Source organism: Bradyrhizobium niftali (assembly GCF_004571025.1).
In the GTDB taxonomy this organism is placed as follows: domain Bacteria; phylum Pseudomonadota; class Alphaproteobacteria; order Rhizobiales; family Xanthobacteraceae; genus Bradyrhizobium; species Bradyrhizobium niftali.
In genome coordinates this window covers 365863-391834 of the sequence record NZ_SPQT01000001.1, presented here as the reverse complement: position 1 = coordinate 391834, position 25972 = coordinate 365863, and the positions used below count along the sequence as shown (strand labels likewise).

Here is a 25972-nt window from a genome sequence, read left to right as displayed (position 1 = left end):
CGGTGACTGAAGAGGAGGCAGCGAAGGTCAGGCGGGCGCGCTCGCGCTGGCAATTAGTTGCTATCGCAGCGGCGTCACGACGACGTAGAGAGGATTCGGAGGTTCGTCATGACCATGACTGTGGTGGCACCAACCGTAGCCAACTATGAGGCCAGCGCCGATCTCGCCGCGCTCCTCGTCCGCACCACGCAGGACGATGCGTTGAGCCTGCCGGCCGAGCAGCTTCGCCTCTCCTGCAAATGCGCCCACTGCACCCGCGCCCGCTTCGACGGCCGCTTCCCTGACGCGTTTCCGGGCATCGCCATCATCGAGATCGGCGATCTCGGCTACGGGCTGAACATCTCGTTTTCGGATGGACACAACCGGGGGATTTACCCGAAGCCGTATTTGTTGAGTTTGGCGGGGCGCTGACCCAACATTCGATGTCGTCCTGGCTTTCGCCAGGACGATGCTGGAGAGACGCTTCAGCCAAGCAACGGCCTCCGCTGTCATTCCCCGCGAAGGCGGCGAATCCAGTACGCCGCGACCTCTCGATAACTCATTGACGTCTCTGGAATACTGGATCGCCCGGTCAAGCCGGGCGATGACAGCGGAGTGAATCTGGCACGGACATTGCTCCTCTTTAGAACGACTTGAACGTTCCGGAGGCAGAGATGTTGCAGGCGGCCAATGTGGTTCGCGGGGCTGTTCCCCCGGCAGTCCGGCCTGCCGGAAGCTCCTCGCTGCTGCTCACCGAGAACCAGCAATGGATCGGCGGACCGCCGCCGCTGATGGACAAGCTCTCACCGCGCGAGCGGGAACTGGTGCTGAAGCAGGGCCGGCGAAAAGTGCTCAACCGCGGCCAGACGCTGTTCAGCCAGGGTGGCAAGCATGACGGCATCTGGCTGATCGAAAGCGGCCGCATCCGTGTGTTCTACACGTCCCCGCTCGGACGCGAGATCACGCTGGCCTATTGGCATGTCGGCAATTTCGTCGGCGGGCCGGAAGTATTCGAAGGCACCGTGCATCAATGGTCCGGCGTCGCATCCAGCAATTGCAGCGTGGTGCACCTGCCTGGAAAGGAACTGCGGTCCCTTGCCTTGGAGATCCCGAACCTCGCGATCGGCCTGATCGAAGGTCTCACCTTCAAGGGCAAATGCTACTCGGCGCTGGCCCAAATGCTGGGAACGCGCTCGATCACGCAGCGCCTCGCGCATCTCCTGCTGCATCTCGTCGAGCTCTACGGCGTCGCGGACGCCGACGGCACCGTGATTGCGGCGGCGTTCACCCATGCCGACATCGCCCACATGGTCGGCGCGACCCGGCAATGGGTCACGATCAGCCTCAAGCGCATGCAGGAGAAGGGAATCGTCGTGACCAAACGCTCGCAGATCGTGGTGTGCCGCGCCGACGTCCTGGAAGAGATGCGCGGCCAGGCCTCAGATTAAGGGAGCCCGCGGCCAGGGCCGCTGCACAGGCAAGCGGCTTTATAGTGCAGGACTGCCCAAGGAGTATGCAATCAGCTTTTCCCGGCAACTAATCGACTGCGGCGGTCATTCCGGATTTGCCCTGCCCGTGCCCTCACCCAATCATGGCAACCACAGCACATCCAACCGAATGAGGATGAGAATGGTCCGCCATCTTCCCACACTCTCGATCGCGATGTCGGTGACGTCGCTGGCGCTGATCCTCGCGCAGCCGGCTTCGGCGGAAACCGTCACGCTCGGCATCGGAACGCAGGACACCACGACCAACACGGTGACCGCCGGCGTCGTCATCCGCCAGCTTCACCTCCTCGAAAAATACCTGCCGACGTCAGGCAAATACGCCAACATCAAGTTCGAGCTGGAGTGGCAGAATTTCACCTCCGGCCCGCCCGTCACCAATGCGATGATGGCGAACAAGCTTCAGATCGGCATGATGGGCGACTATCCGCTGATCGTGAACGGCTTCACCTTCGAGAGCAATCCGGAGAGCAAGAGCCGCCTGGTCGGTGTTGCCGCCTACAGCCTGTCCGGCTCCGGCAACGGCCTCGTCGTCCACAAGGACTCGCCCTACTACGACCTTGCCGATCTCAAGGGCAAGCTGGTCAGCGTGCCGTTCGGCTCCGCCGCGCACGGCATGGTGCTGAAGGCAATGCAGGACCGCGGCTACGCATCGGATTTCTTCCAGCTCGTCAGCCAGAGCCCGGAGGTCGGCTCGACCAATCTCCAGGAGAAGAAGATCGACGCGCATGCCGACTTCGTCCCCTTCGCCGAGCTCTTGCCGTTCCGCGGCTTCGCGCGAAAGATCTTCGACGGGGTCGAGACCAACCTGCCGACCTTCCACGGCATCGTGGTCCGCACCGACTTCGCCGAGAAATACCCCGAGGTCGTCGTCGCCTACTTCAAGGCGCTGATCGCCGCCAACCAGTGGCTGCGCGACGATCCCAAGCTCGCCGCCGAGAAGATCCAGGAATGGACCGGCATCAGCAAGGAGGTCGTCTACATCTTCCTCGGCCCCAGCGGCAACATGACCACCGACCCCACGGTCAAGCCGGCACTGATCGATGCCGCCACGACCGACGTCAAGGTGCTCCAGAATCTCGGCCGCATGAAGGAGTTCGATCCGAGGAAGTGGGTCGACGACAGCTACATCCGCAAGGCCTATGCCGAGATGAAGCTCGACTATGACGCGCAGCTTGCGAGCACGAAGAATTACGAGATTTCCGGCGAGGACGCTTTCTGCAAGAAGCCGATCACCGATCCGCGCAAGGCCGGCGAGATCTGGGTGGATGAAGCCGGCATCCTGCCGTTTGCGTCCGCCGCCTGCACGTTAGGTTCCTATGCCGACTTCAAGGCCAAGGGCAAGAAGATCAACGTCGCCTATGTCTTCGACACCACCCGCGGCATCAAGCTGTTCGCCGACCAGGCCTTCTTCGCGGTCGGCAATGACGAGGTCGCGCCGTTCCTGCTGAAGAAGGATGCCGAAGCCCATGCCGCCAAGATCAGCGGCAAGGTGCTCGGCTTCGACGACGCGGTGAAGGCGGCGGTCAGCGGAGGCAAGACGTGAGCAGTCCCGCCCTCCTCAGACATCCCGAGGACAGCATGCCGGCAACAGCAGTCGCGGAGGCGGGCCCGGCGCCCGCCGCTCCGCCCAAGACACCGCCCAAGACACCGCCCTCCTTCGGCACGCTCGCGCTGCGCTGGTACCGGCTGAACCAGGGCCGGCTGCGCGCAACAGCGATCGGCATCGCCTCGCTGATCGCGTTCCTGCTGGTCTGGCACCTGCTCACGACCTACCGGGTCGTGTTCTTCGTGCGCTTCACCAACGTGCCCTCGCCGCTCGCGGTCTATGCCAGCTTCACCAAGGCGATCCACGATCCGAAATTCCTGATGCACATCCTCTTGAGCTGCCGGCGCATCTTCATCGGCTTCTCGCTTGCGGCCATCGTCGGCGTGCCGCTCGGCCTGATCATGGGCCGCTTCAAGCTGGTGCATGAGATCATCTTCCCGGTCGCGGAGGTGCTGCGGCCGATCCCGGCGATCGCCTGGGTGCCGATGGCGATCATGCTGTGGCCGACCAACGAGCAGAGCATCGTCTTCATCACCTTCCTCGGCTCGTTCTTCCCGATCCTGGTCAACACGCTGCACGGCATGTCGCTGGTCGATCCGGTGCTGGTGCGCGCCGCGCAGTGTCTCGGCGCGCGCGAACGCTCGATCTTCCGCGAAGTGTATTTTCCGGCCTCGCTGCCGCATATCTTCACCGGCCTCACCGTCGGCATGGGCGTCGCCTGGGTGTCGCTGATCGCCGCCGAGATGATCTCGGGGCAGTACGGCATCGGCTACTTCACCTGGGAGGCCTATTCGCTGGTCCAGTATGCGGACATCGCGCTCGGGATGATCGCGATCGGCGTGCTCGGCCTTGGTTCGAGCCTGTTGATCCGCGGCGCGGGACAATTGGTGATGCCGTGGAGGTCGACATGAGCGAGATGCTCGCGAACCCGTCGAAGGGCCATATCGAGGTCAGGAATTTTTCCCTCAGCTATGACAGCATCGAGGGGCCGGTCCAGGCCGTCACCGACACGCAGATCCATGTGAAGCCCGGCGAGTTCGTCTCGATCGTCGGCCCCTCCGGCTGCGGAAAGTCGACGCTGCTCAACGCGGTCGCGGGATTCCTCAAGCCCACCACCGGAATCGTCACCGTCGACGGCGAGCGCGTCAACGGCCCCAGCGCCGAGCGCGGCATGGTGTTCCAGCAATATTCGCTGTTTCCCTGGAAGACGGTGCGGGAGAATGTCGAGTTCGGCCTGAAGATGCGCGGCATGCCGCGCTCCCAGCGCGAGCGCGCCGCGCGCACCCTGCTCGGGCTCGCCGGGCTCGAGGCCTTCGAGAAGCATTATCCGGACAAGCTCTCCGGCGGCATGAAGCAGCGCGTCGGCATCGTCCGCGCGCTCGCGACGGGGCCAAAGGTGCTGCTGCTGGACGAGCCGTTCGGCGCGCTCGACGCGCAGACCCGCGTCATCATGCAGCAGATCCTCACCAACATGTGGCAGCGGCTGAAGATCTCGGTGCTGTTCGTCACCCACGACATTGACGAAGCCATCTTCCTGTCCGACCGCGTCTACTGCATGACCGCGCGCCCCGGCTCGATCAAGGCGGAGATTCCGATCCCGCTGGAGCGACCGCGCCAGCAATCGATGATGATGTCGTCGGAATTTCTGGCGCTGCGCCGCGGGCTGATGTCGCTGATCCGCGAAGAGAGCCTGAAGGCGATGGGCGGCGAGATCACCGACATGGGCATGCAGGGGCTGAACATCGAGCTGCACGGGCATTCGCTGGCGGATGTGATTTGACTTAACCTCGCCCCGTTTGCGGGGATCACGGTCTAGTAGGGTGGGCAAAGCGAAGCGTGCCCACCACCTTCATCATGAACGTGGATACATGGTGGGCACGGCGCTTTCGCGCCTTTGCCCACCCTACGGCAGTTTCGCTCCAATCACTTGAACCAGTGCACCAGCGCGATGCTGATGCCGAGCAGCAGCATCAGCGACAGCGTCACCGCGGCCGTCACCCTGCCGCCGACATTGGCGAGCACGCGGACGTCGACGCCGAGGCCAAGTGCGGCCATCGAGACGACCGTGAGGAAGCTGGTGATCTTCGTCACCGGTCCGACCACCGTGCTAGGGACGATCTCCAGCGAGCGCAGCGTCGCCAGCGCAAGAAAGCCGAGGATGAACCACGGGACCAGGCGAAAGAAGCCGACATTGGCCTTCTTGGCGTCGCTCTGCCAGCGCGAGGCGACGAGGGACAGGCCGACGACGACGGGGCCGAGCATCAGCACGCGCATCAATTTCACCAGCGTGCCGATCTGCGTCGAGACGAGGCCGGCCGGCACCGTTGCCGCGAGCACCTGCGGCACCGCATAGACGGTCAGGCCGGCGAGAATGCCGTATTGCGTTGCGGAGAGTTGCAGCAGCGGAATCAGCAGCGGCAGGCCCAGCACCATCATCACACCGAGGATCGCCGTGAAGGAGATCGAGGATGCGATCTCGTCGTTGTTGGCGCCGATGATCGGCGCGACGGCCGCGATCGCCGAATTGCCGCAGATCGAGTTGCCGCAGGCGATCAGGATCGACAGCCGCGTCGACAGGCCGAGCAGCCGGCTGAGGCCGAAGGAGACGCAGAGTGCGATCACGACGACCGCGGCGATCGAGGCGAGCAGCGCGATGCCCGAGGCGGCGATGGCCGCGAAGCTGATCGAGGCTCCGAGCAGCATGACCGCGACTTCAAGCAGCTGTTTTGCGCTGAAGGCGATGCCGGCCTGCCAGCGTGGCGCCGGCTTCCAGAAGCTGCGCAGGGCCATGCCGAGCAGGATCGCCATCACCAGCGCCTCGACATAGGGATGCTCGAACACGCCCAGTTCCGCCCGCTCCAGCAGAGCCGAGACGCCGGCAACGGCGATACAGAGGAGGATGCCCGGAATCAGCGCCGCAATGCGGCTCATGGCGGTGGCCGGCTTGGCATCGGCCGGGCTGGATGCTTGATTCTGCGACACAAATCTCTCCCAGAGGAGAAAGATTTATACGCAGCACGATCCAATTGGGAAATAAGTTTTCGACATATCAGGGCCGAGGGAAGTTCTGTCCTCGCCCCGGAATAAACCGGCTCAGAAGATCAGGTTCTTGGCCAGCGAGGCGACGCGGCTGAAGCCGTCATAGATGCCCGGCTCGAAGAAGGCCGCACGCGCAAGCACGATGCCCGCGACCAGCGACCAGAACAGCGTGGTGCCGGCCCGCAACAGGAGCTTCGAGGCGCGCGACTTGGGCTGGGTGTCCGTTGCGGACACCAGCTGCTCGCCGAAGGGTTCAAATCCAGTGCGTTCCATAGCTTGCGCCAATCCATCAAATTCTGAACGGAATGTCGTCGTTTCGGCCCCAAACGGCAATGGAAGCGATTGGCGTTTTTGCGCCTCGACGGGGAAACTCCTTCCGTCGGATGCCCCCGGGACAACAGTTTTCTTCTTCCGGCCTATTTGGACACCGGCGCCCCGGCTAATTGCGTCATTGGCCCTCACCTCGTCGATTCCGGCGGCATGGAATGATCTGGCCCTTGCCGACGACCGTGGCGTGGTTCGCCAGTCCCGTGCAGAATGCGCGTCTCATTCGGCGATCTCCGCCAATCCCAAGCTGTATCCGGAGATCAGGAAACGCCATGAACATCGCATCTCCCCACCAGCCGCTCGATATCGCCTCCGCGATCGCCGAAGGCGACATCCGCTGCCTCCTGATGGTGCTGGTGCACATGACCGGCGATGCGCGCTGGCTCGAGCCGCCGTACCTGCCCAAGCGCGACATCCGTCTCATTCCCGATCCCGAAGCCGGCATGCCCCAGGAGGTCCAGGACGAAATCCGCGCCGCAGTGGTCAACCTCTTCGCCAATGGCTCGCCGCAGCCGGTTATCACCGACCCCGGCGAAGAGCTGCTCCTGAAGATGATGCGCGCCTGCCTCGGCGAGAATGTCGCGCCGGAATATGCGCCCCTGATGCGCGAGGAGATGGGCTTTGTGCCGCGCGAGACACGATGGACGACGCGTCCTTCCGACGACAAGCTCGCGGAGCAGCACGTTCTCATCGTCGGCGCCGGCGTCTGCGCCATCGCGCTCGGCGTGGCGCTCGGCCATCTCGGCATCCCCTACACCATCGTCGAGAAGAATGACGAGCTCGGTGGCACCTGGTGGATCAACCGCTATCCCGGCTGTGGCGTCGATACGCCGAACCACTCCTATTCGTATTCGTTCGGCTCGCGCAACGCATGGACGCGCTATTTCTGCCAGCGCGAGGAGCTGCTCGGCTATCTCCTGAAGGTCGCCGATGAATACGGCATCCGCAAGCATCTGCGCGTCAACACCGAGCTGACCTCATCGCGCTGGGACGAAGGCAAGAAGCGCTGGATCTCGACGCTGAAGACTGGGAACGGCGAAGAGACCTTCGAGTCCACCGCGCTGGTCTCGGCCATCGGCCAGCTCAACGATCCCTCCCGTGCGCACTTCAAGGGCGAAGAGGATTTCAAGGGCACGATCCTGCATTCGGCGCTATGGTCCGGCGATATCGATCTCGACGGCAAGCATGTCGCCGTGATCGGCACCGGCGCGACATCGATGCAGCTGGTGCCGGCGATTGCCGGCCGTGTCGCCTCGGTCACCGTCTATCAGCGCAGCGCGCAATGGGCGCGGCCGGTGACGGGCTATTCCGACCCGATCAGCGAGGGCGCGCGCTGGCTGCTCGCGCATCTGCCCTTCTATGTGCAATGGTATCGCTTCAACATGTTCTGGCGCTACGGCGACGGGCTCCTGCCGTTCCTGCGCAAGGACCCGGCCTGGCCGCATCCGCAGCGCGCCGTCAACAAGGGCAACGACCGGCATCGTCAGGAATTGACCGACTTCATCCTCACCGAGCTGAAGGACCGGCCGGACCTGATCGAAAAATGCGTGCCGACCTATCCGCCTTACGGCAAGCGCATCCTGCTCGACAACAACTGGTTCAGGACCTTGAGGCGGGACAATGTCGAGCTCGTCACCGACGCAATCGACCGTTTCGACCAGGGCGGCATCGTCGCCGCCGACGGCAAGCACCGCCCCGCGGACATCATCGTCGTCGCGACCGGCTTCAAGGTCACGGAGATGGCGGCGCGCCTCAACATCAGTGGCCGCAACGGCAGGAATTTGCGCGACGCCTGGGGCAACGACAACCCGACCGCGTTCCTCGGTCTCACCGTGCCTGATTTCCCCAACTTCTTCTGCATGCTCGGCCCGAACTCGGGCCCAGCGCATGGCGGCAGCGTCATCTTCCAGTCGGAGTGCCAGAGCCGCTACATCTCGGCGTGTCTCGCCGACATGATCGAACGCGACGTCGCCGCCATCGACGTCCGGCAGGACGTACACGACGACTATGTGCGCAAAGTCGATGCCGAGCATGAGGCGATGATCTGGACCCATCCCGGCATGACGACCTATTACCGCAACTCAAGCGGCCGCGTGTTTTCCGCGATGCCGTGGCGGTTCGTGGATTACTGGCGCATGACGCATGACCCGGATCTGGGGCAGTACAGGCTGACGAAGGCGTAAGCGCTGGGACCTTGAGGCGTTGATCGTGCGGCGATGACGGTGCACCCTCTCCCCTTGTGGGAGAGGGTGGCTTCGCGAAGCGAGGCCGGGTGAGGGGTTCTATCCCCACGAACGGTTTTGCGAGTGGATAGAACCCCTCATCCGGCGCCATAGCCGAAGCTTCGCTTCGGCGTTCTCTTAAGAACGGCGGCCGAAGGCCGCCTACGCCACCTTCTCCTACAAGGGGAGAAGGGAAGAAAACATCCGCGCGTGAACCGGCCCCGCCTTACGCCGCCAGCCCGCTTTCCACCGGCGCGAATTCCAGCCCGAGGCTTTCCGCCACCGCCTTGTTGGTGATGCGGCCCCGATGCACATTCAGTCCATTACGCAGGTGCGGATTTTCCAGCACCGCCGCAAAACCCTTGTTCGCGAGCATCAGGCCGAACGGCAGCGTGGCGTTGTTCAGCGCCTGGCTCGACGTCACCGGTACCGCGCCCGGCATGTTGGCGACGCAATAGTGCACGATGCCGTCGACCTCGTAGGTCGGGTCCGTGTGCGTGGTCGCATGCGAGGTCTCGAAGCAGCCGCCCTGGTCGATGGCAACGTCGACCAGCACCGCGCCCGGCCGCATCGATTTGAGCATCGCGCGCGTGACGAGTTTCGGCGCGCTGGCGCCCGGCACCAGCACCGCGCCGATCACGACGTCGGCGGCAAACACCTCCTCCTCGACCGCTTCGATGGTTGAAAAGCGAGTGCGCACCCGTCCGAGAAAGACATCATCGAGCTCGCGCAGCCGGGGTATAGAGCGATCGATCACCGTGACCTCCGCGCCAAGGCCCGCGGCCATGCGCGCGGCCTGCGTTCCCACCACGCCACCGCCGAGCACGACGACGCGCGCCGGCTGCACGCCGGGCACGCCGCCGAGCAGCAGCCCGCGACCACCGGCCGATCGCCTGAGCGCGGCGCCGGCGGCCTCGATGGCGAGGCGGCCGGCGACTTCGCTCATCGGCGCAAGCAGGGGGAGGTGACCGGCCGCGTCGGTGACGGTTTCATAGGCGATCGCCGTACAGCCGGAGGCGAGCAAACCCTTGGCCTGCTCGGGATCCGGTGCAAGATGGAGGTAAGTAAACAGGATCTGGCCTTCGCGGAGCTGGGCCCATTCGCTCTTCTGCGGCTCCTTCACCTTCACGATCATGTCGGAGTTGGTGAAGACGTCGCGGGCGCTCCCGGCGATCGCGGCCCCTGCCCGCCGATAGACCTCGTCCGACGCGCCGATGCCGCTGCCGGCGCCGGCCTCGACCGTCACCTGATGCCCGGCCGCGACATATTCGCGAACGGCGCCCGGGGTGAGCCCGACGCGATATTCCTGCACCTTGATCTCCTTGGGCACACCGACACGCATCCTGGGCTCCTTCCAACGTTTTGATTCACCTCGTCATGGTAACGACGGGTCCAGTTTGGTTTCGTGCAAATATCAGCTAGTTTCGCCATCTCCGCGCCGGTTTCCGGCGCGCAAACGCTCTTTCACGCTGGAAACGAAACATTGGCCCTCGACCGGAAAGACCTCGCCATCCTCGCGGAACTCACGACCAATGCACGGGCCAGCCACACCGAGCTCGCCAACAAGGTCGGGCTATCCAGCACGGCGCTGGCGCGGCGCCAGAAGGCGCTGGAGGACGAGGGCTTTATCCAGGCCTATCAGGCCGCGCTCGACCTGGCGCAGTTCGGCCTCACCACGACGGTGCTGGTGCGCATTGCGCTGGAGAGCCAGAGCGACGAGGCGCTGAAGGCGTTCGAGGCGGAGGTGGTGAAATGCCCCTCCGTCGTGCGCTGCTTCCTGATGTCGGGCACCGACGACTACATCCTGATCGTGCTCGCCCGTGACATCCAGGATTTCGAGCGCATCCACCGCACCGAACTGTCCCGCCTGCCGCGCGTCGCGCGGGTGCAATCGAGCTTCGCGCTGCGCGAGGTCGTCAACCGTGCCGTGCCGACGGTGGTGTTCAGCGAGGCGAAGCGCTAGCGGTTCCCTCTCCTGCGAGCGCCGCGAAGGCCATCCCGCGCCGCAGTCGGGCTGCATCGGGCACCAAGCTGGCTGGTGCCCGATCCGGTGTACACGTTAAGTTTGGCTTTACCCTAAGTTGCACTTTACCCAATGAGCTTAGGGTAGCTCAGAGCTATTCGCTTATCCTCGCAACTTAAGATCGTTTTGCTGGAGGGGGTCCCACCGGCGCGCAGGGGCACGAATTGTGGCACTTCATTCCAAGACGCAGCTTTCTCCAATCGAAGCGCCGACCACGTTCTTAAGCCTGATCGATCGGAGGTTCCTCCTTGGCGCCTATGGCTCACAGGCACGTATCCACATGGCTGTGGCATGGCTAGCCCGGACGATCGTCACAGCCAGCTTTATTGCAGGCCTCGCCTGCCGGTATGCAGCCCTCGATCAGGTGACCGCCGATACGACCGAGTTCCTGCTGCCCTGGTATGAATTCGCGCACAGCCACGGTCTTGCCAGTCTCGGGCACACGTTCACGGATTACACCCCGTTTTACAGCTACCTTTTGGTTGCGGCGACCGCGTTCCATGGGCTGTTCGAACCATGGCACCTGATCAAAGGAATTTCTTTCATCTTCGAATTCGGCTGCGCGCTGATGGCAGCGCGCCTGGTCGCGTCCGACAAAGAACGTATCTACAGTCCATCCGTTGCATTTGCGGCCGTCTGGCTAGCACCGACCGTTCTGTTCAACGGTGCGGTCTGGGGTCAGTCCGACGCGATCTGGACGTTCTTCATTTTGCTATCGGTATATTTCATTTCCCGAGACAGACCTCGGGCCGGTCTCGTTTCATTCGCCGTCGGATTTTCTGTCAAGGCCCAGGCAATATTCCTTTCGCCCTTGATCTTCGCGCTCGTGCTGAGGCGAACGATCCATTGGCTTTGGCTTGCAACGATTCCGATTGTTTATCTCGCCGTCGCGGCTCCCGCCTGGCTGCTTGGCCAACCTCTCTCCGACATCCTGACGGTCTATTTCAATCAGGCTGAAACCTACGCCCGGCTGTCAATGAACGCAGCAAACATGTGGTTGCTCGTGCCCAACCGGTTCTATGGACCCGGTGTAGCCGCCGGAATGGCCATTTCAGCGGCGGCAGGGCTCGTATTCTCGATCGTTGCCGCGCGGGCGAAAGACCTGCACAAGCTCGAACATCTGGTCGCAGCCGCAGCCGTGTCTCTGCTCTTGATGCCATTCGTGCTGCCGAAAATGCACGACCGATATTTCTACGCGTTTGAGGTCATGGCGATCATACTGGCCTGCCTTAAGCCGCGCTTCTCCGTAGTCGCCATCGCCGCGCAGATCAATGGCGTGATTGCCTATCTGAGCTATTACGGCATTGCAGCGCCGTTGATGGTTCCGGCGGTCATTGGGAATGGCTGGATTCTGCTGCAGCTCGCTCTTTACACGCTCCGCAAAGCGAAAGACCCGGAGCAGCCCGATTCAGTTGCATTCTCTCCGACGACATTCGCCGTCGGCGCGATCGCTTTCTGGGCCATCTATTTACTTGCCGCTTGAAGAGACCGCGGGGAGAGGCGAAAAACGCGGACCGCAGCCACTGTCATCCAACTGTCATCGAATGTGCCGAGAGCTGTGTCTCCAGTACATTCGGGACCGACAATGGACTATTTCAAGCGCTTCAACTTCCTGTTCGCCGCACCCGTGTTCGACGCCGACGACCTCGAAGGCGTCCGCTTCAACCAGATCATCGAGGAGATCCAGCGCTCCGGTTTCGAGGTGGTCCGGGCCCGCAAGCTGGAGGACGCGGAGATGGCGGTGCAGACCGACGCCGCGATCGGCTGCATGGTGGTGGACTGGGGCAAGAAGGGCCTGGAGGGCAAGACCTCGGCCCTGATCAACCTGATGCGGCGCCGCGGCCTCGACTTCCCGATCATCCTCCTGATCCGGCGCAAGCGCTTCGAGGATTTGCCGGTCGAGGTGCTCGACTTCATCGACGGCTATGTCTTCCTGTCCGAGGAGACGCCGACCTTCATCGCCAAGAACCTGATCAGCCGGCTCAAGCAATATGCCGAGACGCTGAAGACACCGTTCTTCGGTGCGCTGGTGGACTATGCCGAGGAAGGCAACCAGCTCTGGACCTGTCCGGGCCACAATGGCGGCGTGTTCTACAATCGAAGCCCGATCGGCCGGGTCTTCGTCGAGCATCTCGGCGAATCCGTGTTCCGCGACGACCTCGACAACTCCGTGCTCGACCTCGGCGACCTCCTCACCCATGAGGGCCCGGCGCTGAAGGCGCAGAAGGAGGCCGCGCAGATCTTCGGCGCGGAGAAGACCTATTTCGTGCTCAACGGCACCTCGACCTCGAACAAGGTCGCGCTCGGCGCGCTCGTCACCGACGGCGATCTCGTGCTGTTCGACCGCAACAACCACAAGGCCGCCCACCACGGCGCGCTGATGATCAATGGCGGCATCCCGGTCTACGTCCCGACCATCCGCAACGCCTGGGGCTTGATCGGCCCGATGCGCTGGGACGTGCTCGACGAGAAGGCCCTGCGCGAGGCGATCCGCAACCATCCGCTGGTTGGGGATCGCGACGCCTGGCGCAAGGAACGGCCGTTCCGCGTCGCCGTGGTCGAACAGTGCACCTATGACGGCACGATCCACAGCGCCGAGATGATCCTGAAGCGCATCGGCCATCTCTGCGAGTACATCCTGTTCGACGAGGCCTGGGCCGGCTTCATGAAGTTCCACCCGCTCTATGCCGGCCGCTTTGCCATGGGCCTCGCCAACCTTCCCCCCGAGGCGCCGGGCATCATCGCGACGCAGTCCACCCACAAGCAGCTCGCGAGTTTTTCGCAGGCCTCCCAGATCCACATCAAGGACCGTCACATCCGCGGCCAGAAACGGCGGGTCGAGCACCGCCGCTTCAACGAAAGCTTCATGCAGCACGCCTCGACCTCGCCGTTCTACCCGCTGTTCGCCTCGCTCGACGTCGGCGCGCAGATGATGAAGGGGCGTTCCGGCGAGGTGCTGTGGGACGACACGATCCGGCTCGGCATCGAGCTGCGCAAGAAGATCCGCGCAATGCGCCGGGAGTTCGAGGAGAAGGAGCAGAACCCGGACCGCCGCTGGTTCTTCGAGCCCTTCGTGCCGGATCGCGTCGCCATCCCCGATGTCAGCCGTCCCGGCGCCGCCCACAATGTCGCCTGGGAAACGCTCTCGACCGACGAGCTCGCGACCAATCCCGCCTTGTGGCAGCTCTCCCCGGATACCAACTGGCACGGCTTTCCCGATCTCGCGGAAGGCTTTGCCATGACCGATCCGAACAAGCTGACGCTGCTCACGCCCGGATTCGACCGTACCACCGGCGCCTATGCCGAGCACGGCATCCCCGCCCCTGTGGTCGCGCAATATCTGCGCGAAAACCGCATCGTGCCCGAGAAGAACGACCTCAACTCGCTGCTCTTCCTGCTCACTCCCGGCGTCGAGGCGAGCAAGGCCGGCACGCTGATCTCCGGCCTCGTCGCCTTCAAGAGGCTGCACGACGACAATGCGTTGCTGGCGGACGCGATCCCGGAATTCCATCAGCGGCGGCAGGCACGCTATGCCGGCGTGCGGCTGCGCGACCTCTGCGGCGAGATGCACCGCTTCTTCCGCGCCGCAGATGTCAGCGCGCTGCAGGCGCGGCAGTTCATGCCCGAGCACATGCCTGAGATCGCGATGTCGCCCCGCGATGCCGCGCGCTATTTGTTCCGCAACGACGTCGACTATCTGCCGATCGAGGCGATCGCGGGCCGCATCGCCACCACGCCCTTCGTGGTCTATCCGCCCGGCATCGCCACCATCGTGCCCGGCGAGCGGCTGACGGAACGGGCCAAGCCCATGGTGGACTATCTCAAGATGTTCGAGACCTGTTTCAACACGTTCCCGGGCTTCGACGTCGAAATCCAGGGCGTCTACAAGGAGGTCGATGCGAATGGCCGCATCGGGCTCTATACTTACGTCGTTGCCGAGTAGGTGCCGATGACCGAAACAGCCGCAATCCGCGCGGATGACGAGCCGGTCCTGGTCCGCCCCTCACGCGAGAGCGATGTCGAGGCGATGCTGGCGATCTACCGCCATCACGTCCGCAACGGGGTGCCGCGCGATGTCGAGGGAACCGGCGCGCCGGAGCCGGACGATCTGCGCGACCGGCGCAAGAACCTGAAGCAGACCCGCCTGCCCCACTGGTCGCGACCTACCGCGGCGAGGTGGTCGGCTATGCCTATGCGGTGCTGTTCCGCAAGCGCCCGGCCTATCGCTACACCGCCAAGCACTCGATCTACGTCCACCACGCGCATCTCGGCCGCGGCGTCGGACGGCTATTGCTTCAGGAGTTGGTCGATGTTTGTGCCGCGGCCGGCTTCCGCCAGATGATCGGCTATATCGATGCCGACAACGCGCCCTCGCTGGCGCTGCACGAGAAGTTCGGCTTCGCGCGCGCCGGCCTGCTCTGCGGCGTCGCCTACCGGCACGGCCGCTGGTCCGACACCGTCATGGTGCAACGCTCGCTCGGCGCGGGCGCAACCGCGCCGCCGCCGGCAACGGCGCCCGGCCGGTAAGCCTTACGAGGGAAAGTCAGCCGGTTTGACGTGGATGCGATCGGCATGCAGCGACCAGTGACACAACGCCTGGTCCTTGCAAAACCGCGCCTTCGCCCGTTCCCTGGCCTCGTCCTCGTCGGCGGCGTCGATCTCGAGCGTGCCCTGACAGACCTCGATCTGCCGGCCGTACTCCCCGAGCACGTCCTTCATGAACCTGACGACATAAGTGGACATGGGACCTCCTGCTGCCCCGGCAGCACTCTTATCCCATTTACTCGATTTCGGGGAGGCAGATTTTGACCGGGATCAAAGCCGGCAACGGTTCCCGCCGAAGATCCAGGCGCCGGTTCGATCCGTCAGCCGCCCCGCCCTGCCCAAAGCCTCGCGGAACGCGCGCGCGACACGCGGCGACGTCAACCATTATGTCTTGATATCGAGCAGCGACTCTGTCGTCTCGGCGTAGGCTTGAATGACCTTCGCATTGGCGATGAAGCTGTACTTCGCGGTCGCCAGTTCAACGAATTCGCCGGCGAGATCGACATTCGGCGCTGCGACCAGGCCGTCCTGGTTTGCGAAGGAAGCGCTCGGGTCGGACTGTGCAGTATAGCTCGGCGAAACGGTCGACACGGTCGCGACCGTACCGCCCGGCGTCGAGCCGCTCGATTGGGAGACCTGATCGACGCGCAACGGTACATAAGCCGCGGGAAAGGTCGGAGCAATGCCCGCACCGGCCGATGTGCTCGATCCGCCTGATACTGGCAGCGGCCCGGTCGTGTTGACGTTGGCGATATTGCTCGCGGCCACGCTCACGCGCAAACTCGCTGCAGAAAGTCCGGATGTCGCAATCGAAAGTATGCTCATGAGCCCTGATCTACAGGACAAGTCATACGCGTTCACTCACGCAATCGATAGGATGCGCCGCTTTGTATTTTCATCGCGGTAACCAATGATTGGAGCGCAATCGGACCTTGCGCGCGTCCCTATCCCGGCGTCACGCCGAACGCCTGCTTGAAGCGCTCGGCGTAGCGCGGCCAAACTTCGGGATTGATGATGCGCGGCGGGCGCTTGCCGTCGAGCGTGTCCAGCACCTGCTCGGCGGCAATGCGGCCCATGTTCTGGCGCGCCTCGGTCGTCACGCCTGCGGTGTGCGGGCTCGCCAGCACGTTGTCGAACTGGAGCAGCGGATGCTCGGGCGGCGGCGGCTCCTTGGACCAGACGTCGAGACCGGCCCCCGCAATGCGCTTGTCGCGCAGAGCCTGGAGCAGCGCGTCCTCGTCGTGGATGAAGCCGCGCGCGGTGGTGATGAAATAGGCATGGGGCTGCATCAGCGCGAATTCGCGCACGCTGATCAAGTTGCGGCTGCCCTTGTTGAGCGGGCAGGAGATCGAGACGAAATCGGCGCGGCGCAAGAGCTCGTCGAGCTCGACCTTCTCGCCGCCCCGCTCGGCCATCACCTCGGCCGACAGATACGGATCATAGGCCAGCACCTTCATGCCGAGCAGGCCCTTGCACAGCGCGGCGATGCGGCGGCCGACATTGCCGAGACCGATGATGCCGACGGTCTTGTGCTCGACTTCGTTGCCGACGAGCTCGTTGCGGTTGACGTTGCGCTCCCGGCGCAACCGGCGGTCGGACTGGATGATGCGCTTGGACAGCGTCAGCATCATCGCCAACGCATGCTCGGCGACCGAATGCGCGTTGCCGCCGGACTGGTTGACGACCACGACGCCCGCGTCCGTGCAGGCTTCGACATCGACGGGATCGAAGCCCGCGCCGTTGCTGGAGACGAGCAGCAGGTTCGGCGTACGCTTCAGGAAGGCGGCATCGACATGGAAATGCGGGGCGAGCTCGTCGCGGGCGGCGCCGATCTGGTAGACATGGGCCGCGCTCAGGATGGGCGCATAGAAATCTTCAGGGCTTGCGTTCTCGATGCGATCGAGCCGGACGTCGGACCGCGCTTTCAGGATGTCGACATAGATCGGATTGGCCAGATAATTGGAGTAGACGACACGCTTGCTGTTGACCGACATCAGGACCTTCCGGCTCTCCGGGATCAGCCACGGCCAGCGCGGCGCGCGCCCCCTTCCGTGCTTCCTCCCACACTTTCTTTGCCCACATATGACATGGCGGTGCCGGCCACGGCAGGCCGTCTGGCGCAGATCACGGTGCCGGCCCGGACATGTTGACAATCCCGCTGCCTGCGTCAAGTTCGGCAGATCGCCGCGACGGCCAGGACAATGGCAAGAACCAAGAAGAATGCGCGGCCGAAGGGAGAACGCAATGGCGATTGCGGAACAGGCGACACAGGGGTCCAGCGACAAAAGCTGGCACGGCATCGTCCTGCAAACCCTGAAGCGGAACGAGATCAGCCTGATCCCTTACGTGCCCGACCGCGTGCTGACGCCGCTGATCAAGAACCTGCATGCCGATCCGTTCTTCACCACCTTTGCCACCGCCCGCGAGGAGGAAGCCGTCGGCATCGTCTCGGGCGCCTGGATGGGCGGACGGCGCGGCGCGGTGCTGATGCAGACCTCGGGCTTTGCGACGCTCGCCAACGTGCTCGCCTCGCTCGCGGTGCCCTACCAGATTCCGCTGATCTTGTTCGTCTCCGAGCGCGGCACGCTCGGCGAGTTCAACTACGGCCAGTCGCTGGTCTGCCGCACCATGCGCCCGGTGCTGGATTCGCTGGCGCTGGAGCACCACACCATCACCCGGCTCGACGAGCTCGAATTCATCGCCGACCGCTCGATCAAGCAGGCGGTCACCACGCAAGCGCCGGTGGCCCTGATCCTCAGCCCGCTGCTCACCGGCGGCAAGGTTTTTGACAAGTGAGCGCCGCCAAATGAGTTCGAATATGAACACGCGCAACACCAAGGTGATGAACCGCTTCGACGTGACGTCGCGCCTGATCGGAAAGCTGAAGCACGAGGAGGCCGTGATCGGCGGCATCGGCAACACCAATTTCGACCTCTGGGCCGCCGGCCACCGCCCGCAGAATTTCTACATGCTCGGCAGCATGGGGCTTGCCTTCCCGATCGCGCTCGGCGTGGCGCTGGCGCAGCCCGAGCGCCGTGTCTTTGCGCTCGAAGGCGACGGCTCGCTGCTGATGCAGCTCGGCGCGCTCTCGACGATCGCGATGCTGAAGCCGAAGAACCTGATCATGATCGTGATGGACAACGGCATCTACCAGATCACGGGCGCGCAGCCGACACCGGCCGCTGACGTGGCCGACATCGTCGCCATCGCCATCGGCTCGGGGCTCGCCAACAGCGCCTGGGCTGCCGACGAGGAGGATTTCGAGCGCCTGGTGGAGGAGGCCATGTCGGCCTCCGAGCCGAGCCTGATCGCGGTCCGCATCGACGACAAGCCCGGCGTCGGCACCACAAGGCGCGATCCCGTGCAGATCCGGGAGCGTTTCATGCACGGCCTCGGCGTGCGCGAGCCACTTTAACGTTTCGTCATTAACTACACGGCGATCTGATTCAGGCCCCGCGGCAGGCCCGCAAAATCCGTGCTAAGCGGTGCGGATGCCCATTTTGGTTCGTGCCTTTGCCTGGCTGCTCGCCACCGCCGTCACCTTCGCAACGCTCGGTCCGCCCGGCCTGCGTCCCCATTCCGACCTTGGCCAGGACGGCGAGCATGCGCTCGCCTTCATCCTGGTCGGGCTTGCCTTCGGCCTCGCCTATCGGAAGCAGCGGCTGGCAGCGGCGGCCGTCTCGGTCATCCTGATCGGCCTGCTCGAACTGATGCAGTTCTGGGCGCCGGGGCGCCATGCACGGCTGGAGGATTTTCTGGTCGATGCCGCCACGGCCTGCGCCGGCTTTGCACTCGCAGCCGCAGCCGATTGGGTCACGACACGCCTGCGCCCGAGCGTATCCGTCACAAGCGAAGGCCCCGCGGAGTGACGCTCCGCAGGGCCCGTTTTCACTCGACGTCCCTGATCAGTCGATGATCTTGACGACGCGACGCGTCCGCGGCTCGACGATCACGCGGCGATCGTTCACGACCGCATAGCGATATTCGGTGTAGTTCGGCACGGGACGCAGCACCACGGTCGGGGGCAGCGGCTCGCCGACCACGACGCGCTCGTGGATCACGACGGAGTCATTGCGCGGAATTCCGCCCAGGATCGCATTCGGAATCTCCAGGCCGGCGCCGACGGCCGCACCGACGGTGCCGCCGACCATCGCTCCGACCGGGCCACCGATATCGCCACCCGCACGCGCGCCGTCCCGGGCGCCCTGTTCGGTCGTCGACTGGGCAAAGGCTGCACTCGACGCCAGCAGCGACACGGCAGCCAACGAAATCGCAAGACGGGTCTTCATGTCCACACTCTCCAGTAATTGTTCTGCGCCTTCAACCGCGGGGTCGGACCATTGTTCCGGTTCCCGCGCGACGAAAGACACGGCAAATCTGGAGAGTGTTACTGCGTAACACTTACGCCGCGGCGATCTCGTGCCCCGCCATCAGTTCCAACGCGCGCACCATCGCCGAGTGATCCCAGCCCTTGCCGCCATGCGCGGTGCAGGACGAGAACAATTGCTGCGCCACCGCCGTGCTCGGCAGCGACAGGCCGAGCGCGCGCGCGCCCTCGAGCGCGAGGTTGAGATCCTTCTGGTGCAGCTCGATGCGGAAGCCGGGATCGAAATTGCGCTTCACCATGCGCTCGCCATGCACTTCGAGAATCCGCGAGGAGGCAAAGCCGCCCATCAGCGCCTTGCGCACCAGCGCAGGGTTCGCCCCGGCCTTCGATGCGAACAGCAGCGCTTCGCTCACCGCCTCGATCGTCAGCGCAACGATGATCTGGTTGGCGACCTTCGTGGTCTGGCCGTCACCATTGGCACCGACATGCGTGACGTTCTTGCCCATCCTCTCGAAGATCGGTCTCATGGTGCCAAAGGCGCGCTCGGGGCCGCCGACCATGATGGTGAGGCTCGCCGCCTTGGCGCCGACCTCCCCGCCCGACACCGGCGCGTCGAGATAGTCCGCGCCCAGCGCCTCGATCTTCCTGGCGAACTCCTTCGTCGCCAGCGGCGAGATCGAGCTCATGTCAACGACGATCTGGCCCTTGGAGATGCCGCTCGCGACGCCGTCCTTGCCGAACAGCACGGCCTCCACATGCGGCGTATCCGGCACCATGATGATGACGGCATCCGCCTCCTCCGCGACCTCCTTGCCCGACTTGCAGGCGATGCCGCCCGCCGCGATCAGCTCGGGCGACACCGGCGCAACGTCATGCAGCAGCACGCGATGGCCCGCGGCCAGGAGATGGCCGGCCATCGGCCGTCCCATGGTGCCAAGTCCGATGAAGCCGATGTCGATCATGTCCAATTTTCCTCAGGTCTCGAAGGTTTGCGCCGCATGCCAGGACAGGCCTTCCAGCGTCGTCGTGCGCGGCTTGTATTCGCAGCCGATCCAGCCGCGATAGCCGATCGCGTCGAGATGGCGGAACAGGAAGGGATAGTTGATCTCGCCGGTGCCCGGCTCGTGACGGCCGGGATTGTCGGCGAGCTGGATGTGGGCGATCTGGGGGAGATATTCCTGCATGGTACGGGCGAGATCGCCCTCCATGATCTGCATGTGGTAGATGTCGTACTGGACGAACAAATTGTTCGACCGCACTTCCGAGATGAGCTGCACCGCCTGCTCGGTGCCGTTGAGGTGGAAACCGGGAATGTCGAGCGTGTTGATCGGCTCGACCAGGAGCTTGATGTTCTCCCGCGCCAGCGTCGAGGCGGCAAAGCGCAAATTACCGACCAGCGTCTCGTTGAGCTCGCGCGGATCGGCATTATCGGGTGCGATGCCGACGAGACAGTTGAGCTGCTCGCAATCGAGCGCCTTGGCATAGTCGATGGCGCGGAACACACCGTCGCGGAATTCGGCGGTGCGATCCGGCAGGATCGCGATGCCGCGCTCGCCCGCCGCCCAATTGCCGGCGGGGAGATTATGCAGCACCTGCGTCAGCCCGTGGGCCTCCAGCTGCTCGCGCAGCTGCGCCTTGTCGAAATCATAGGGAAACAGATACTCGACCCCGGCAAAGCCTGCCGCTTTCGCCGCGGCGAAGCGGTCGAGGAACGGCATCTCGTTGAAGAGCATGGTGAGGTTGGCGGCGAATTTCGGCATGATGCTGTCCCCTATTCCGCCGGCTGAAGCACGCCGGACCGCTTGGTCCCGACCTCGTCGAGGGCCAGGTCCAGCACCTCCTCGAACTCGACGATGTTGTCGATCTCCGTCCCCATCGCGATGTTGGTGACGCGTTCGAGAATGAACTCGACCACCACGGGCACGCGGTGCTTCGCCATCAATTCGCGCGCGGTCGCGAACGCGGCCTGCGAGTCCTTGGGATCGGTGACGCGGATCGCCTTGCAACCGAGGCCTTCGGCGACGGCGACATGGTCGACGCCGTAGCCGCCGAGCTCGGGCGCGTTGATGTTCTCGAAGGAGAGCTGGACGTGATAGTCCATGTCGAAGCCGCGCTGGGCCTGGCGGATCAGGCCGAGATAGGAATTGTTCACGACGACGTGGATGTAGGGCAGGTTGAACTGCGCGCCGACCGCGAGCTCCTCGATCAGGAACTGGAAGTCGTAGTCGCCCGACAGCGCGACGATGTCGCGATCCGGGCATGCCGCGCGCACGCCGAGCGCCGCGGGCAGCGTCCAGCCGAGCGGCCCCGCCTGCCCCGCATTGATCCAGTTGCGCGGCTTGTAGACGCCGAGGAACTGCGCACCCGCGATCTGCGACAAGCCGATCACGGTGACATAGGTGGTGTCGCGGCCGAAGGCCTTGTTCATCTCCTCATAGACGCGCTGCGGCTTGATCGGCACATTGTCGAAATGGCTCTTGCGCAGCATCGTCTTCTTGCGATCGCGGCAGGCCGCGGGCCACGCCTGGCGCTCGCGGAGCCTGCCCGACCGGCGCCACTCCCTGGCGACGGTGACGAAAAGCTCGAGCGCGGCCTTGGCGTCCGAGACGATGCCGAGATCGGGATTGAACACTCGGCCGATCTGCGTCGGCTCGATGTCGACATGCACGAAGGTGCGGCCCTTGGTGTAGGTTTCGACTGAGCCGGTGTGGCGGTTGGCCCAGCGGTTGCCGATGCCGAGCACGAAATCGGATTCGAGCATCGTGGCGTTGCCGTAGCGATGGCTGGTCTGAAGGCCGACCATGCCGGCCATCAGCACGTGATCGTCGGGGATTGCGCCCCAGCCCATCAACGTTGGCACCACAGGCACGTTGGCAATCTCGGCGAATTCGACGAGCAGATCGGAGGCATCGGCGTTGATGACGCCGCCGCCTGCGACGATCAGCGGCCGCTCGGCCGCATTGAGCATCTCCAGCGCCTTCTCGACCTGCTTGCGCGTCGCGGTCGGCTTGTAGACCGGCAGCGGCTCATAGGTCTCGTCGTCGAACTCGATCTCGGCGAGCTGCACGTCGAGCGGCATGTCGATCAGCACCGGTCCGGGCCGCCCGGAGCGCATGACGTGAAACGCCTGGCTGAACACCCGCGGCACCAGCGCCGGCTCGCGCACGGTCACCGCCCATTTGGTCACCGGCTTTGCAATCGATTCGATGTCGACGGCCTGAAAATCCTCCTTGTAGAGCCGCGCGCGCGGCGCCTGCCCGGTGATGCAGAGGATCGGAATGGAATCGGCGATCGCCGAATAGAGCCCGGTGATCATGTCAGTACCGGCCGGTCCCGACGTGCCGATGCAGACCCCGATATTGCCCGCCTTCGCCCGCGTGTAGCCCTCGGCCATGTGCGAGGCGCCCTCGACATGCCGCGCCAGGATATGGCGGATCGAGCCGCGCTTCTTCAGCGCCGAGTAAAGCGGATTGATCGCGGCGCCGGGAACACCGAAGGCGGTCGAGATGCCTTCCTTCTCCAGAATTCGCACGGCCGCATCGATAGCTCGCATCTTCGCCATATCGGACCTCGCCTAGGTTGCGTCAGCGAGCGAGATCATCGGGCGCGCAGAAGCCGATCTCAACGAGATCGATTTTATTTTCCACGATGCGGCAGCCGTGGAAAAATCGTGGACGTCTCAATCAGTTAGATCGAGATATCCGTGAAAGCGATCACTCGAACAGCGGCGCCAGCTCCATCTGCGGCACCAGCACGAGGCCCTTGTCGGTGATGCGAATTTCCGGAATGACCGATAGCGGAATCAGATTGAAGCCCATGTAGGGGATGGTGCAGCCGGCCTCCGCCCATTCCTTCTTCAGCACCTTGACCTCTTCGGCCACCTCCGTGACGCGCTTGTCGGACAGGAGCCCCGCGATCGGCAGCGGCACCAGCGCCCTCACCTTGCCGTCGGCGACGACGCAGACGGCGCCCTGGTGCTCCTTGATCGCCGCGATCGCGACCTGCATGTCGCCCTCGTTGGTTCCGGCGACGATGATGTTGTGGCTGTCGTGCCCGACGCTGGAGGCGACCGCGCCGCGCTTCAGGCCAAAATCCTTCAGCAGGCCATAGGCGACATTGCCGGCCGATTTGCCGTGGCGCTCGACCACCGTGACGAAGCACAGGCCGTAGCGCGCGAACAGCGACGGCCAATCCTTTGCGGGCTCGATAGCGACCTTCTCATGGATCAGCGTGATGCCGGGCAGCGCGGTCTTGATGGCGTTGACGGTGCAGGCCTTGGCCGGCAGCTCCGGCGTCAGCTTCATCTTCTCCGGCAGCTTCACGGTCGCATAGGCCGCCTTCGGATATTGATAGCGCTGCGACAACGCCTGATCGAGGCGCGGCGTGATCTTGCGGTGCTCGACCACCAGCTCGCCGCCATACCAGGTGCATTGCGGCTTGAGATTATCGTCCATCAGCACGAGATCGGCGCGGCGGCCGCCGCCGAGCCCGCCGATATCGCCCTCCATGCCGAAGCGCGTGGCGCCGTGCAGCGAGCCCATCGACCAGGCCTGCTCCGGCGACATCCCCGCCTTCACCGCTTCGCGTACCACCCAGTCGAGGCCGAACAGCAGGAGATCGTCGGCGTCGCGATCGTCGGTGCACACCGCGGTGCGCTTGTGCGAGGCGCCGAGCTCGGTGATCGTCCGGATCGCCTGCGGCAGCGAGTGCCATGGCGTGGTCGGCGGGCCGCCGCGCAGGAACACCCAGACGCCGGCGTCGAGCAGATCGTCGGCGATGTCGCGGTCGATCGCCTCGTGGGTGTCGGTGACGCCGCTCGCCGCATAGGCCGCGACGAACTCGCGGCCGTAGACGTGGCCGGACACCGGGCGTCCGCGCTTCAAGGCGGCGGCGAGGATCGCGTGGCTGCGCTCGTCGCCCATCGTCACAGGCACGAAATCCATCTTCTCGCCGAGCGCCACCGCCTCGGGCCAGCGGTCGAACAGGCCGGCGATCTTGTCGGGCGTGAGGTCGCCGCCCGCCGTCTCAAGCTCCGCCGACGTGGCCGGCACGGTCGACGGCACCGTCAGGAAGATCGAGAGCGGCGCCTCGCGCGCGTCCTCCAGCATCGCCTCGACGCCGGCGACGTCCATGACGTTGCCGATCTCGTGGCTGTCGCAGAAGATCGTAGTGGTGCCGTTCAGCAGTGCGGCCTCGGCGTAGGCGCAGGCTGTCACCATCGAGGATTCGATGTGGATGTGCGGATCGACCAGGCCCGGCGCGATGATGCCGCTGGCCGCGTCGTAGGTCGCGACGCCGCTCCACGCCTTCTTGGCTGTTCCGGCCGGCTTGACCGCGGCGACACGGCCGCCGGTGATCCAGACCTCGCGGTTCGCGTGGATGCGCTCCGAATAGGTCGACAGCACCCGGGCCCCCGTGACCACGAGATCCGGTGCGACGCGCGCGGAGGCGACATCGGCCAGACGCCGGGTCATCGAATGCAGCGGTGCGACGGCGAAGCGGGTAAGTCTGGTCATCGGGACCCTCGCGTGGCGTTACGGCCCCGCGATGGTTACGCCCCACGCCATAGCGGGCAAGCGCAAATATAACGGCAGGCCCTGCTTACGCCTTAGGCGCCGAGCCGCCCGCCGCCCCCGCCCGTGCAGGCCTGCGCGGGTTCCGCCTTCTCGGCGGTGCTGCGGCAGCGGGCTTGACCCGAATCCGCATCGAGCGGCCCTTTGACTCGTCGATCTCGAACGAGTTCGTCTTCCGCACGAGGTCGCTCAGCTTGCGGAACCCGAACGTTCTCGGATCGAAATCCGACGCCAGGTTGGCGAGCTGCCGCCCGACTTCCCCGAGCGCGACCCAGCCGTCCTCGCTCTCCATCTGGGTGATGACCTTCTTGATGATGGGGGTCGCGGCATCAGGCGGCTGAAGCGATGTCGATCTCGCGGCGGCGTCCTGGGTGGTCGCCGGGGCGGCAAGCAGGTTCTCGGTGTAGACGAACCTTCGGCAGGCCTGCCTGAAGCTTTCCGGCGTCTTCTGCTCACCGAACCCGAAGACATCGACGCCCTGCTCCCGGATGCGGGCGGCCAGACGGGTAAAGTCGCTGTCTGAAGACACCAGGCAGAAGCCGTCGAACCGGCCGCTGTGAAGCAGGTCCATGGCGTCGATGACCAGGGTTATGTCGGACGCGTTCTTTCCCGTCGTATAGGCGAATTGCTGCTGCGGGATGATGGCGTGCTTCGACAGGATGTCGGCCCAGCCCCTCGATCGCGCATTGGAGAAGTCGCCATAGATGCGGCGAACGCTGGCTTCGCCGATCTTGGCAATCTCCTCGAACAGTCCATCCGCGATCTTTGCGGAGGCGTTGTCGGCATCGATCAGGACGGCGAGACGGGGCGAGCGAAGTTCCGACGGCATGGCGTTTCCTCAACGGGATGGACGCAGCATTCAAGGACGCGCGCGCCGGGACGG

At 64.4% G+C, this 25972-nt stretch carries 24 protein-coding genes and 1 pseudogene; 13 read left to right on the top strand and 12 right to left on the bottom strand.

Annotation, left to right across the window (positions count from 1 at the left end; translation table 11 throughout):
- The first annotated feature begins 114 nt into the window (after nucleotides 1–114).
- The 5 genes from E4K65_RS01735 to E4K65_RS01715 all read left to right on the top strand — a co-directional run bounded on the left by E4K65_RS01735 (nucleotide 115) and on the right by E4K65_RS01715 (nucleotide 4813).
- Nucleotides 115–411 (top strand): gamma-butyrobetaine hydroxylase-like domain-containing protein, encoded by a 297-nt coding sequence (locus E4K65_RS01735; protein ID WP_167770529.1) that lies wholly within the window; start codon nucleotides 115–117, stop codon nucleotides 409–411.
- A gap of 242 nt (nucleotides 412–653) precedes the next feature.
- Nucleotides 654–1427, top strand: coding sequence for a Crp/Fnr family transcriptional regulator (locus E4K65_RS01730; protein ID WP_135172627.1), 774 nt, complete (start codon nucleotides 654–656; stop codon nucleotides 1425–1427).
- A gap of 181 nt (nucleotides 1428–1608) precedes the next feature.
- The gene (locus E4K65_RS01725) at nucleotides 1609–3030 is read left to right on the top strand and encodes an ABC transporter substrate-binding protein (RefSeq protein WP_167770444.1); all 1422 of its coding nucleotides are present in this window, start codon (nucleotides 1609–1611) and stop codon (nucleotides 3028–3030) included.
- Nucleotides 3027–3944, top strand: a complete 918-nt coding sequence (locus E4K65_RS01720) for an ABC transporter permease (RefSeq protein WP_135172625.1) — start codon at nucleotides 3027–3029, stop codon at nucleotides 3942–3944. The genes E4K65_RS01725 and E4K65_RS01720 overlap by 4 nt, the downstream gene beginning before the upstream one ends.
- Complete coding sequence (locus E4K65_RS01715; RefSeq protein ID WP_167770442.1) at nucleotides 3941–4813, top strand: ABC transporter ATP-binding protein; 873 nt, start codon at nucleotides 3941–3943, stop codon at nucleotides 4811–4813. The genes E4K65_RS01720 and E4K65_RS01715 overlap by 4 nt, the downstream gene beginning before the upstream one ends.
- A gap of 143 nt (nucleotides 4814–4956) precedes the next feature.
- Here E4K65_RS01715 and E4K65_RS01710 read toward each other — a convergent pair whose 3' ends face one another.
- On the bottom strand, nucleotides 4957–6015 hold the full coding sequence (locus E4K65_RS01710) for a YeiH family protein (protein WP_135172623.1): 1059 nt from the start codon (nucleotides 6013–6015) through the stop codon (nucleotides 4957–4959).
- A 111-nt stretch (nucleotides 6016–6126) separates the two neighbouring features.
- Complete coding sequence (locus E4K65_RS46865; RefSeq protein ID WP_232585903.1) at nucleotides 6127–6306, bottom strand: hypothetical protein; 180 nt, start codon at nucleotides 6304–6306, stop codon at nucleotides 6127–6129.
- 365 nt (nucleotides 6307–6671) lie between these two features.
- Between E4K65_RS46865 and E4K65_RS01700 the strand changes: the two genes are divergently transcribed.
- Nucleotides 6672–8582, top strand: coding sequence for a flavin-containing monooxygenase (locus E4K65_RS01700; protein WP_135172622.1), 1911 nt, complete (start codon nucleotides 6672–6674; stop codon nucleotides 8580–8582).
- A gap of 265 nt (nucleotides 8583–8847) precedes the next feature.
- Here E4K65_RS01700 and ald read toward each other — a convergent pair whose 3' ends face one another.
- On the bottom strand, nucleotides 8848–9963 hold the full coding sequence (gene ald, locus E4K65_RS01695) for an alanine dehydrogenase (protein WP_135172621.1): 1116 nt from the start codon (nucleotides 9961–9963) through the stop codon (nucleotides 8848–8850).
- Between the two features lie 141 nt (nucleotides 9964–10104).
- On the opposite strand from ald, the gene E4K65_RS01690 reads away from it, so the two are divergent.
- The 4 genes and pseudogenes from E4K65_RS01690 to E4K65_RS01675 all read left to right on the top strand — a co-directional run bounded on the left by E4K65_RS01690 (nucleotide 10105) and on the right by E4K65_RS01675 (nucleotide 15171).
- The gene (locus E4K65_RS01690) at nucleotides 10105–10584 is read left to right on the top strand and encodes an Lrp/AsnC family transcriptional regulator (RefSeq protein ID WP_167770441.1); all 480 of its coding nucleotides are present in this window, start codon (nucleotides 10105–10107) and stop codon (nucleotides 10582–10584) included.
- Between the two features lie 226 nt (nucleotides 10585–10810).
- On the top strand, nucleotides 10811–12127 hold the full coding sequence (locus E4K65_RS01685) for a hypothetical protein (protein ID WP_135172619.1): 1317 nt from the start codon (nucleotides 10811–10813) through the stop codon (nucleotides 12125–12127).
- Nucleotides 12128–12229: 102 nt separating this feature from the next.
- On the top strand, nucleotides 12230–14587 hold the full coding sequence (locus E4K65_RS01680; protein WP_135172618.1) for an Orn/Lys/Arg family decarboxylase: 2358 nt from the start codon (nucleotides 12230–12232) through the stop codon (nucleotides 14585–14587).
- 6 nt (nucleotides 14588–14593) lie between these two features.
- A pseudogene (locus E4K65_RS01675) lies at nucleotides 14594–15171 on the top strand (GNAT family N-acetyltransferase).
- 3 nt (nucleotides 15172–15174) lie between these two features.
- On the opposite strand, the gene E4K65_RS46860 reads toward E4K65_RS01675, so the two are convergent.
- The 3 genes from E4K65_RS46860 to E4K65_RS01660 form a co-directional block, all read right to left on the bottom strand.
- The gene (locus E4K65_RS46860) at nucleotides 15175–15387 is read right to left on the bottom strand and encodes a hypothetical protein (protein WP_027546312.1); all 213 of its coding nucleotides are present in this window, start codon (nucleotides 15385–15387) and stop codon (nucleotides 15175–15177) included.
- Nucleotides 15388–15573: 186 nt separating this feature from the next.
- On the bottom strand, nucleotides 15574–16014 hold the full coding sequence (locus E4K65_RS01665) for a flagellar basal body rod protein FlgC (protein ID WP_135172617.1): 441 nt from the start codon (nucleotides 16012–16014) through the stop codon (nucleotides 15574–15576).
- 119 nt (nucleotides 16015–16133) lie between these two features.
- On the bottom strand, nucleotides 16134–17183 hold the full coding sequence (locus E4K65_RS01660) for a hydroxyacid dehydrogenase (RefSeq protein ID WP_135172616.1): 1050 nt from the start codon (nucleotides 17181–17183) through the stop codon (nucleotides 16134–16136).
- A gap of 250 nt (nucleotides 17184–17433) precedes the next feature.
- On the opposite strand from E4K65_RS01660, the gene E4K65_RS01655 reads away from it, so the two are divergent.
- From E4K65_RS01655 to E4K65_RS01645, 3 genes are all read left to right on the top strand, one after another.
- Nucleotides 17434–17985: a thiamine pyrophosphate-binding protein gene (locus E4K65_RS01655; RefSeq protein ID WP_167770440.1), complete on the top strand. Its 552-nt coding sequence runs from the start codon at nucleotides 17434–17436 to the stop codon at nucleotides 17983–17985.
- Between the two features lie 10 nt (nucleotides 17986–17995).
- Entirely contained in the window at nucleotides 17996–18604 is a 609-nt protein-coding gene (locus tag E4K65_RS01650) for a thiamine pyrophosphate-dependent enzyme (RefSeq protein ID WP_027546316.1), read from the top strand.
- Between the two features lie 76 nt (nucleotides 18605–18680).
- On the top strand, nucleotides 18681–19058 hold the full coding sequence (locus E4K65_RS01645) for a VanZ family protein (RefSeq protein ID WP_167770439.1): 378 nt from the start codon (nucleotides 18681–18683) through the stop codon (nucleotides 19056–19058).
- A gap of 36 nt (nucleotides 19059–19094) precedes the next feature.
- On the opposite strand, the gene E4K65_RS01640 is transcribed toward E4K65_RS01645, so the two are convergent.
- The 6 genes from E4K65_RS01640 to E4K65_RS01615 all read right to left on the bottom strand — a co-directional run bounded on the left by E4K65_RS01640 (nucleotide 19095) and on the right by E4K65_RS01615 (nucleotide 25918).
- Nucleotides 19095–19478 (bottom strand): DUF1236 domain-containing protein, encoded by a 384-nt coding sequence (locus tag E4K65_RS01640; protein ID WP_135172614.1) that lies wholly within the window; start codon nucleotides 19476–19478, stop codon nucleotides 19095–19097.
- A 112-nt stretch (nucleotides 19479–19590) separates the two neighbouring features.
- Nucleotides 19591–20478: a 2-hydroxy-3-oxopropionate reductase gene (locus tag E4K65_RS01635; RefSeq protein WP_135172613.1), complete on the bottom strand. Its 888-nt coding sequence runs from the start codon at nucleotides 20476–20478 to the stop codon at nucleotides 19591–19593.
- A 12-nt stretch (nucleotides 20479–20490) separates the two neighbouring features.
- A complete protein-coding gene (gene hyi / locus E4K65_RS01630; protein WP_135172612.1) occupies nucleotides 20491–21276 on the bottom strand; it encodes a hydroxypyruvate isomerase in 786 nt (261 codons plus the stop codon).
- A gap of 11 nt (nucleotides 21277–21287) precedes the next feature.
- On the bottom strand, nucleotides 21288–23078 hold the full coding sequence (gene gcl / locus E4K65_RS01625; protein ID WP_135172611.1) for a glyoxylate carboligase: 1791 nt from the start codon (nucleotides 23076–23078) through the stop codon (nucleotides 21288–21290).
- A gap of 151 nt (nucleotides 23079–23229) precedes the next feature.
- Nucleotides 23230–25032 carry an adenine deaminase C-terminal domain-containing protein gene (locus tag E4K65_RS01620; RefSeq protein ID WP_135172610.1) on the bottom strand — a complete coding sequence of 601 codons (1803 nt, stop codon included), beginning with the start codon at nucleotides 25030–25032 and terminating at the stop codon, nucleotides 23230–23232.
- Nucleotides 25033–25117: 85 nt separating this feature from the next.
- Nucleotides 25118–25918: an NYN domain-containing protein gene (locus E4K65_RS01615; protein WP_092188877.1), complete on the bottom strand. Its 801-nt coding sequence runs from the start codon at nucleotides 25916–25918 to the stop codon at nucleotides 25118–25120.
- Nucleotides 25919–25972 lie beyond the last annotated feature (54 nt).

What these genes read in the sequence shown, in the direction of transcription:
- E4K65_RS01735 (WP_167770529.1), top strand. Translation starts at nt 115, where the DNA reads ATGACTGTGGTGGCACCAACCGTAGCCAACTATGAGGCCAGCGCCGAT.
- E4K65_RS01730 (WP_135172627.1), top strand. Translation starts at nt 654, where the DNA reads ATGTTGCAGGCGGCCAATGTGGTTCGCGGGGCTGTTCCCCCGGCAGTC.
- E4K65_RS01725 (WP_167770444.1), top strand. Translation starts at nt 1,609, where the DNA reads ATGGTCCGCCATCTTCCCACACTCTCGATCGCGATGTCGGTGACGTCG.
- E4K65_RS01715 (WP_167770442.1), top strand. Translation starts at nt 3,941, where the DNA reads ATGAGCGAGATGCTCGCGAACCCGTCGAAGGGCCATATCGAGGTCAGG.
- E4K65_RS01700 (WP_135172622.1), top strand. Translation starts at nt 6,672, where the DNA reads ATGAACATCGCATCTCCCCACCAGCCGCTCGATATCGCCTCCGCGATC.
- ald (WP_135172621.1), bottom strand. Translation starts at nt 9,963, where the DNA reads ATGCGTGTCGGTGTGCCCAAGGAGATCAAGGTGCAGGAATATCGCGTC.
- E4K65_RS01680 (WP_135172618.1), top strand. Translation starts at nt 12,230, where the DNA reads ATGGACTATTTCAAGCGCTTCAACTTCCTGTTCGCCGCACCCGTGTTC.
- E4K65_RS46860 (WP_027546312.1), bottom strand. Translation starts at nt 15,387, where the DNA reads ATGTCCACTTATGTCGTCAGGTTCATGAAGGACGTGCTCGGGGAGTAC.
- E4K65_RS01665 (WP_135172617.1), bottom strand. Translation starts at nt 16,014, where the DNA reads ATGAGCATACTTTCGATTGCGACATCCGGACTTTCTGCAGCGAGTTTG.
- E4K65_RS01660 (WP_135172616.1), bottom strand. Translation starts at nt 17,183, where the DNA reads ATGTCGGTCAACAGCAAGCGTGTCGTCTACTCCAATTATCTGGCCAAT.
- E4K65_RS01655 (WP_167770440.1), top strand. Translation starts at nt 17,434, where the DNA reads ATGGCGATTGCGGAACAGGCGACACAGGGGTCCAGCGACAAAAGCTGG.
- E4K65_RS01650 (WP_027546316.1), top strand. Translation starts at nt 17,996, where the DNA reads ATGAGTTCGAATATGAACACGCGCAACACCAAGGTGATGAACCGCTTC.
- E4K65_RS01645 (WP_167770439.1), top strand. Translation starts at nt 18,681, where the DNA reads ATGCCCATTTTGGTTCGTGCCTTTGCCTGGCTGCTCGCCACCGCCGTC.
- E4K65_RS01640 (WP_135172614.1), bottom strand. Translation starts at nt 19,478, where the DNA reads ATGAAGACCCGTCTTGCGATTTCGTTGGCTGCCGTGTCGCTGCTGGCG.
- E4K65_RS01635 (WP_135172613.1), bottom strand. Translation starts at nt 20,478, where the DNA reads ATGATCGACATCGGCTTCATCGGACTTGGCACCATGGGACGGCCGATG.
- hyi (WP_135172612.1), bottom strand. Translation starts at nt 21,276, where the DNA reads ATGCCGAAATTCGCCGCCAACCTCACCATGCTCTTCAACGAGATGCCG.
- gcl (WP_135172611.1), bottom strand. Translation starts at nt 23,078, where the DNA reads ATGGCGAAGATGCGAGCTATCGATGCGGCCGTGCGAATTCTGGAGAAG.
- E4K65_RS01620 (WP_135172610.1), bottom strand. Translation starts at nt 25,032, where the DNA reads ATGACCAGACTTACCCGCTTCGCCGTCGCACCGCTGCATTCGATGACC.
- E4K65_RS01615 (WP_092188877.1), bottom strand. Translation starts at nt 25,918, where the DNA reads ATGCCGTCGGAACTTCGCTCGCCCCGTCTCGCCGTCCTGATCGATGCC.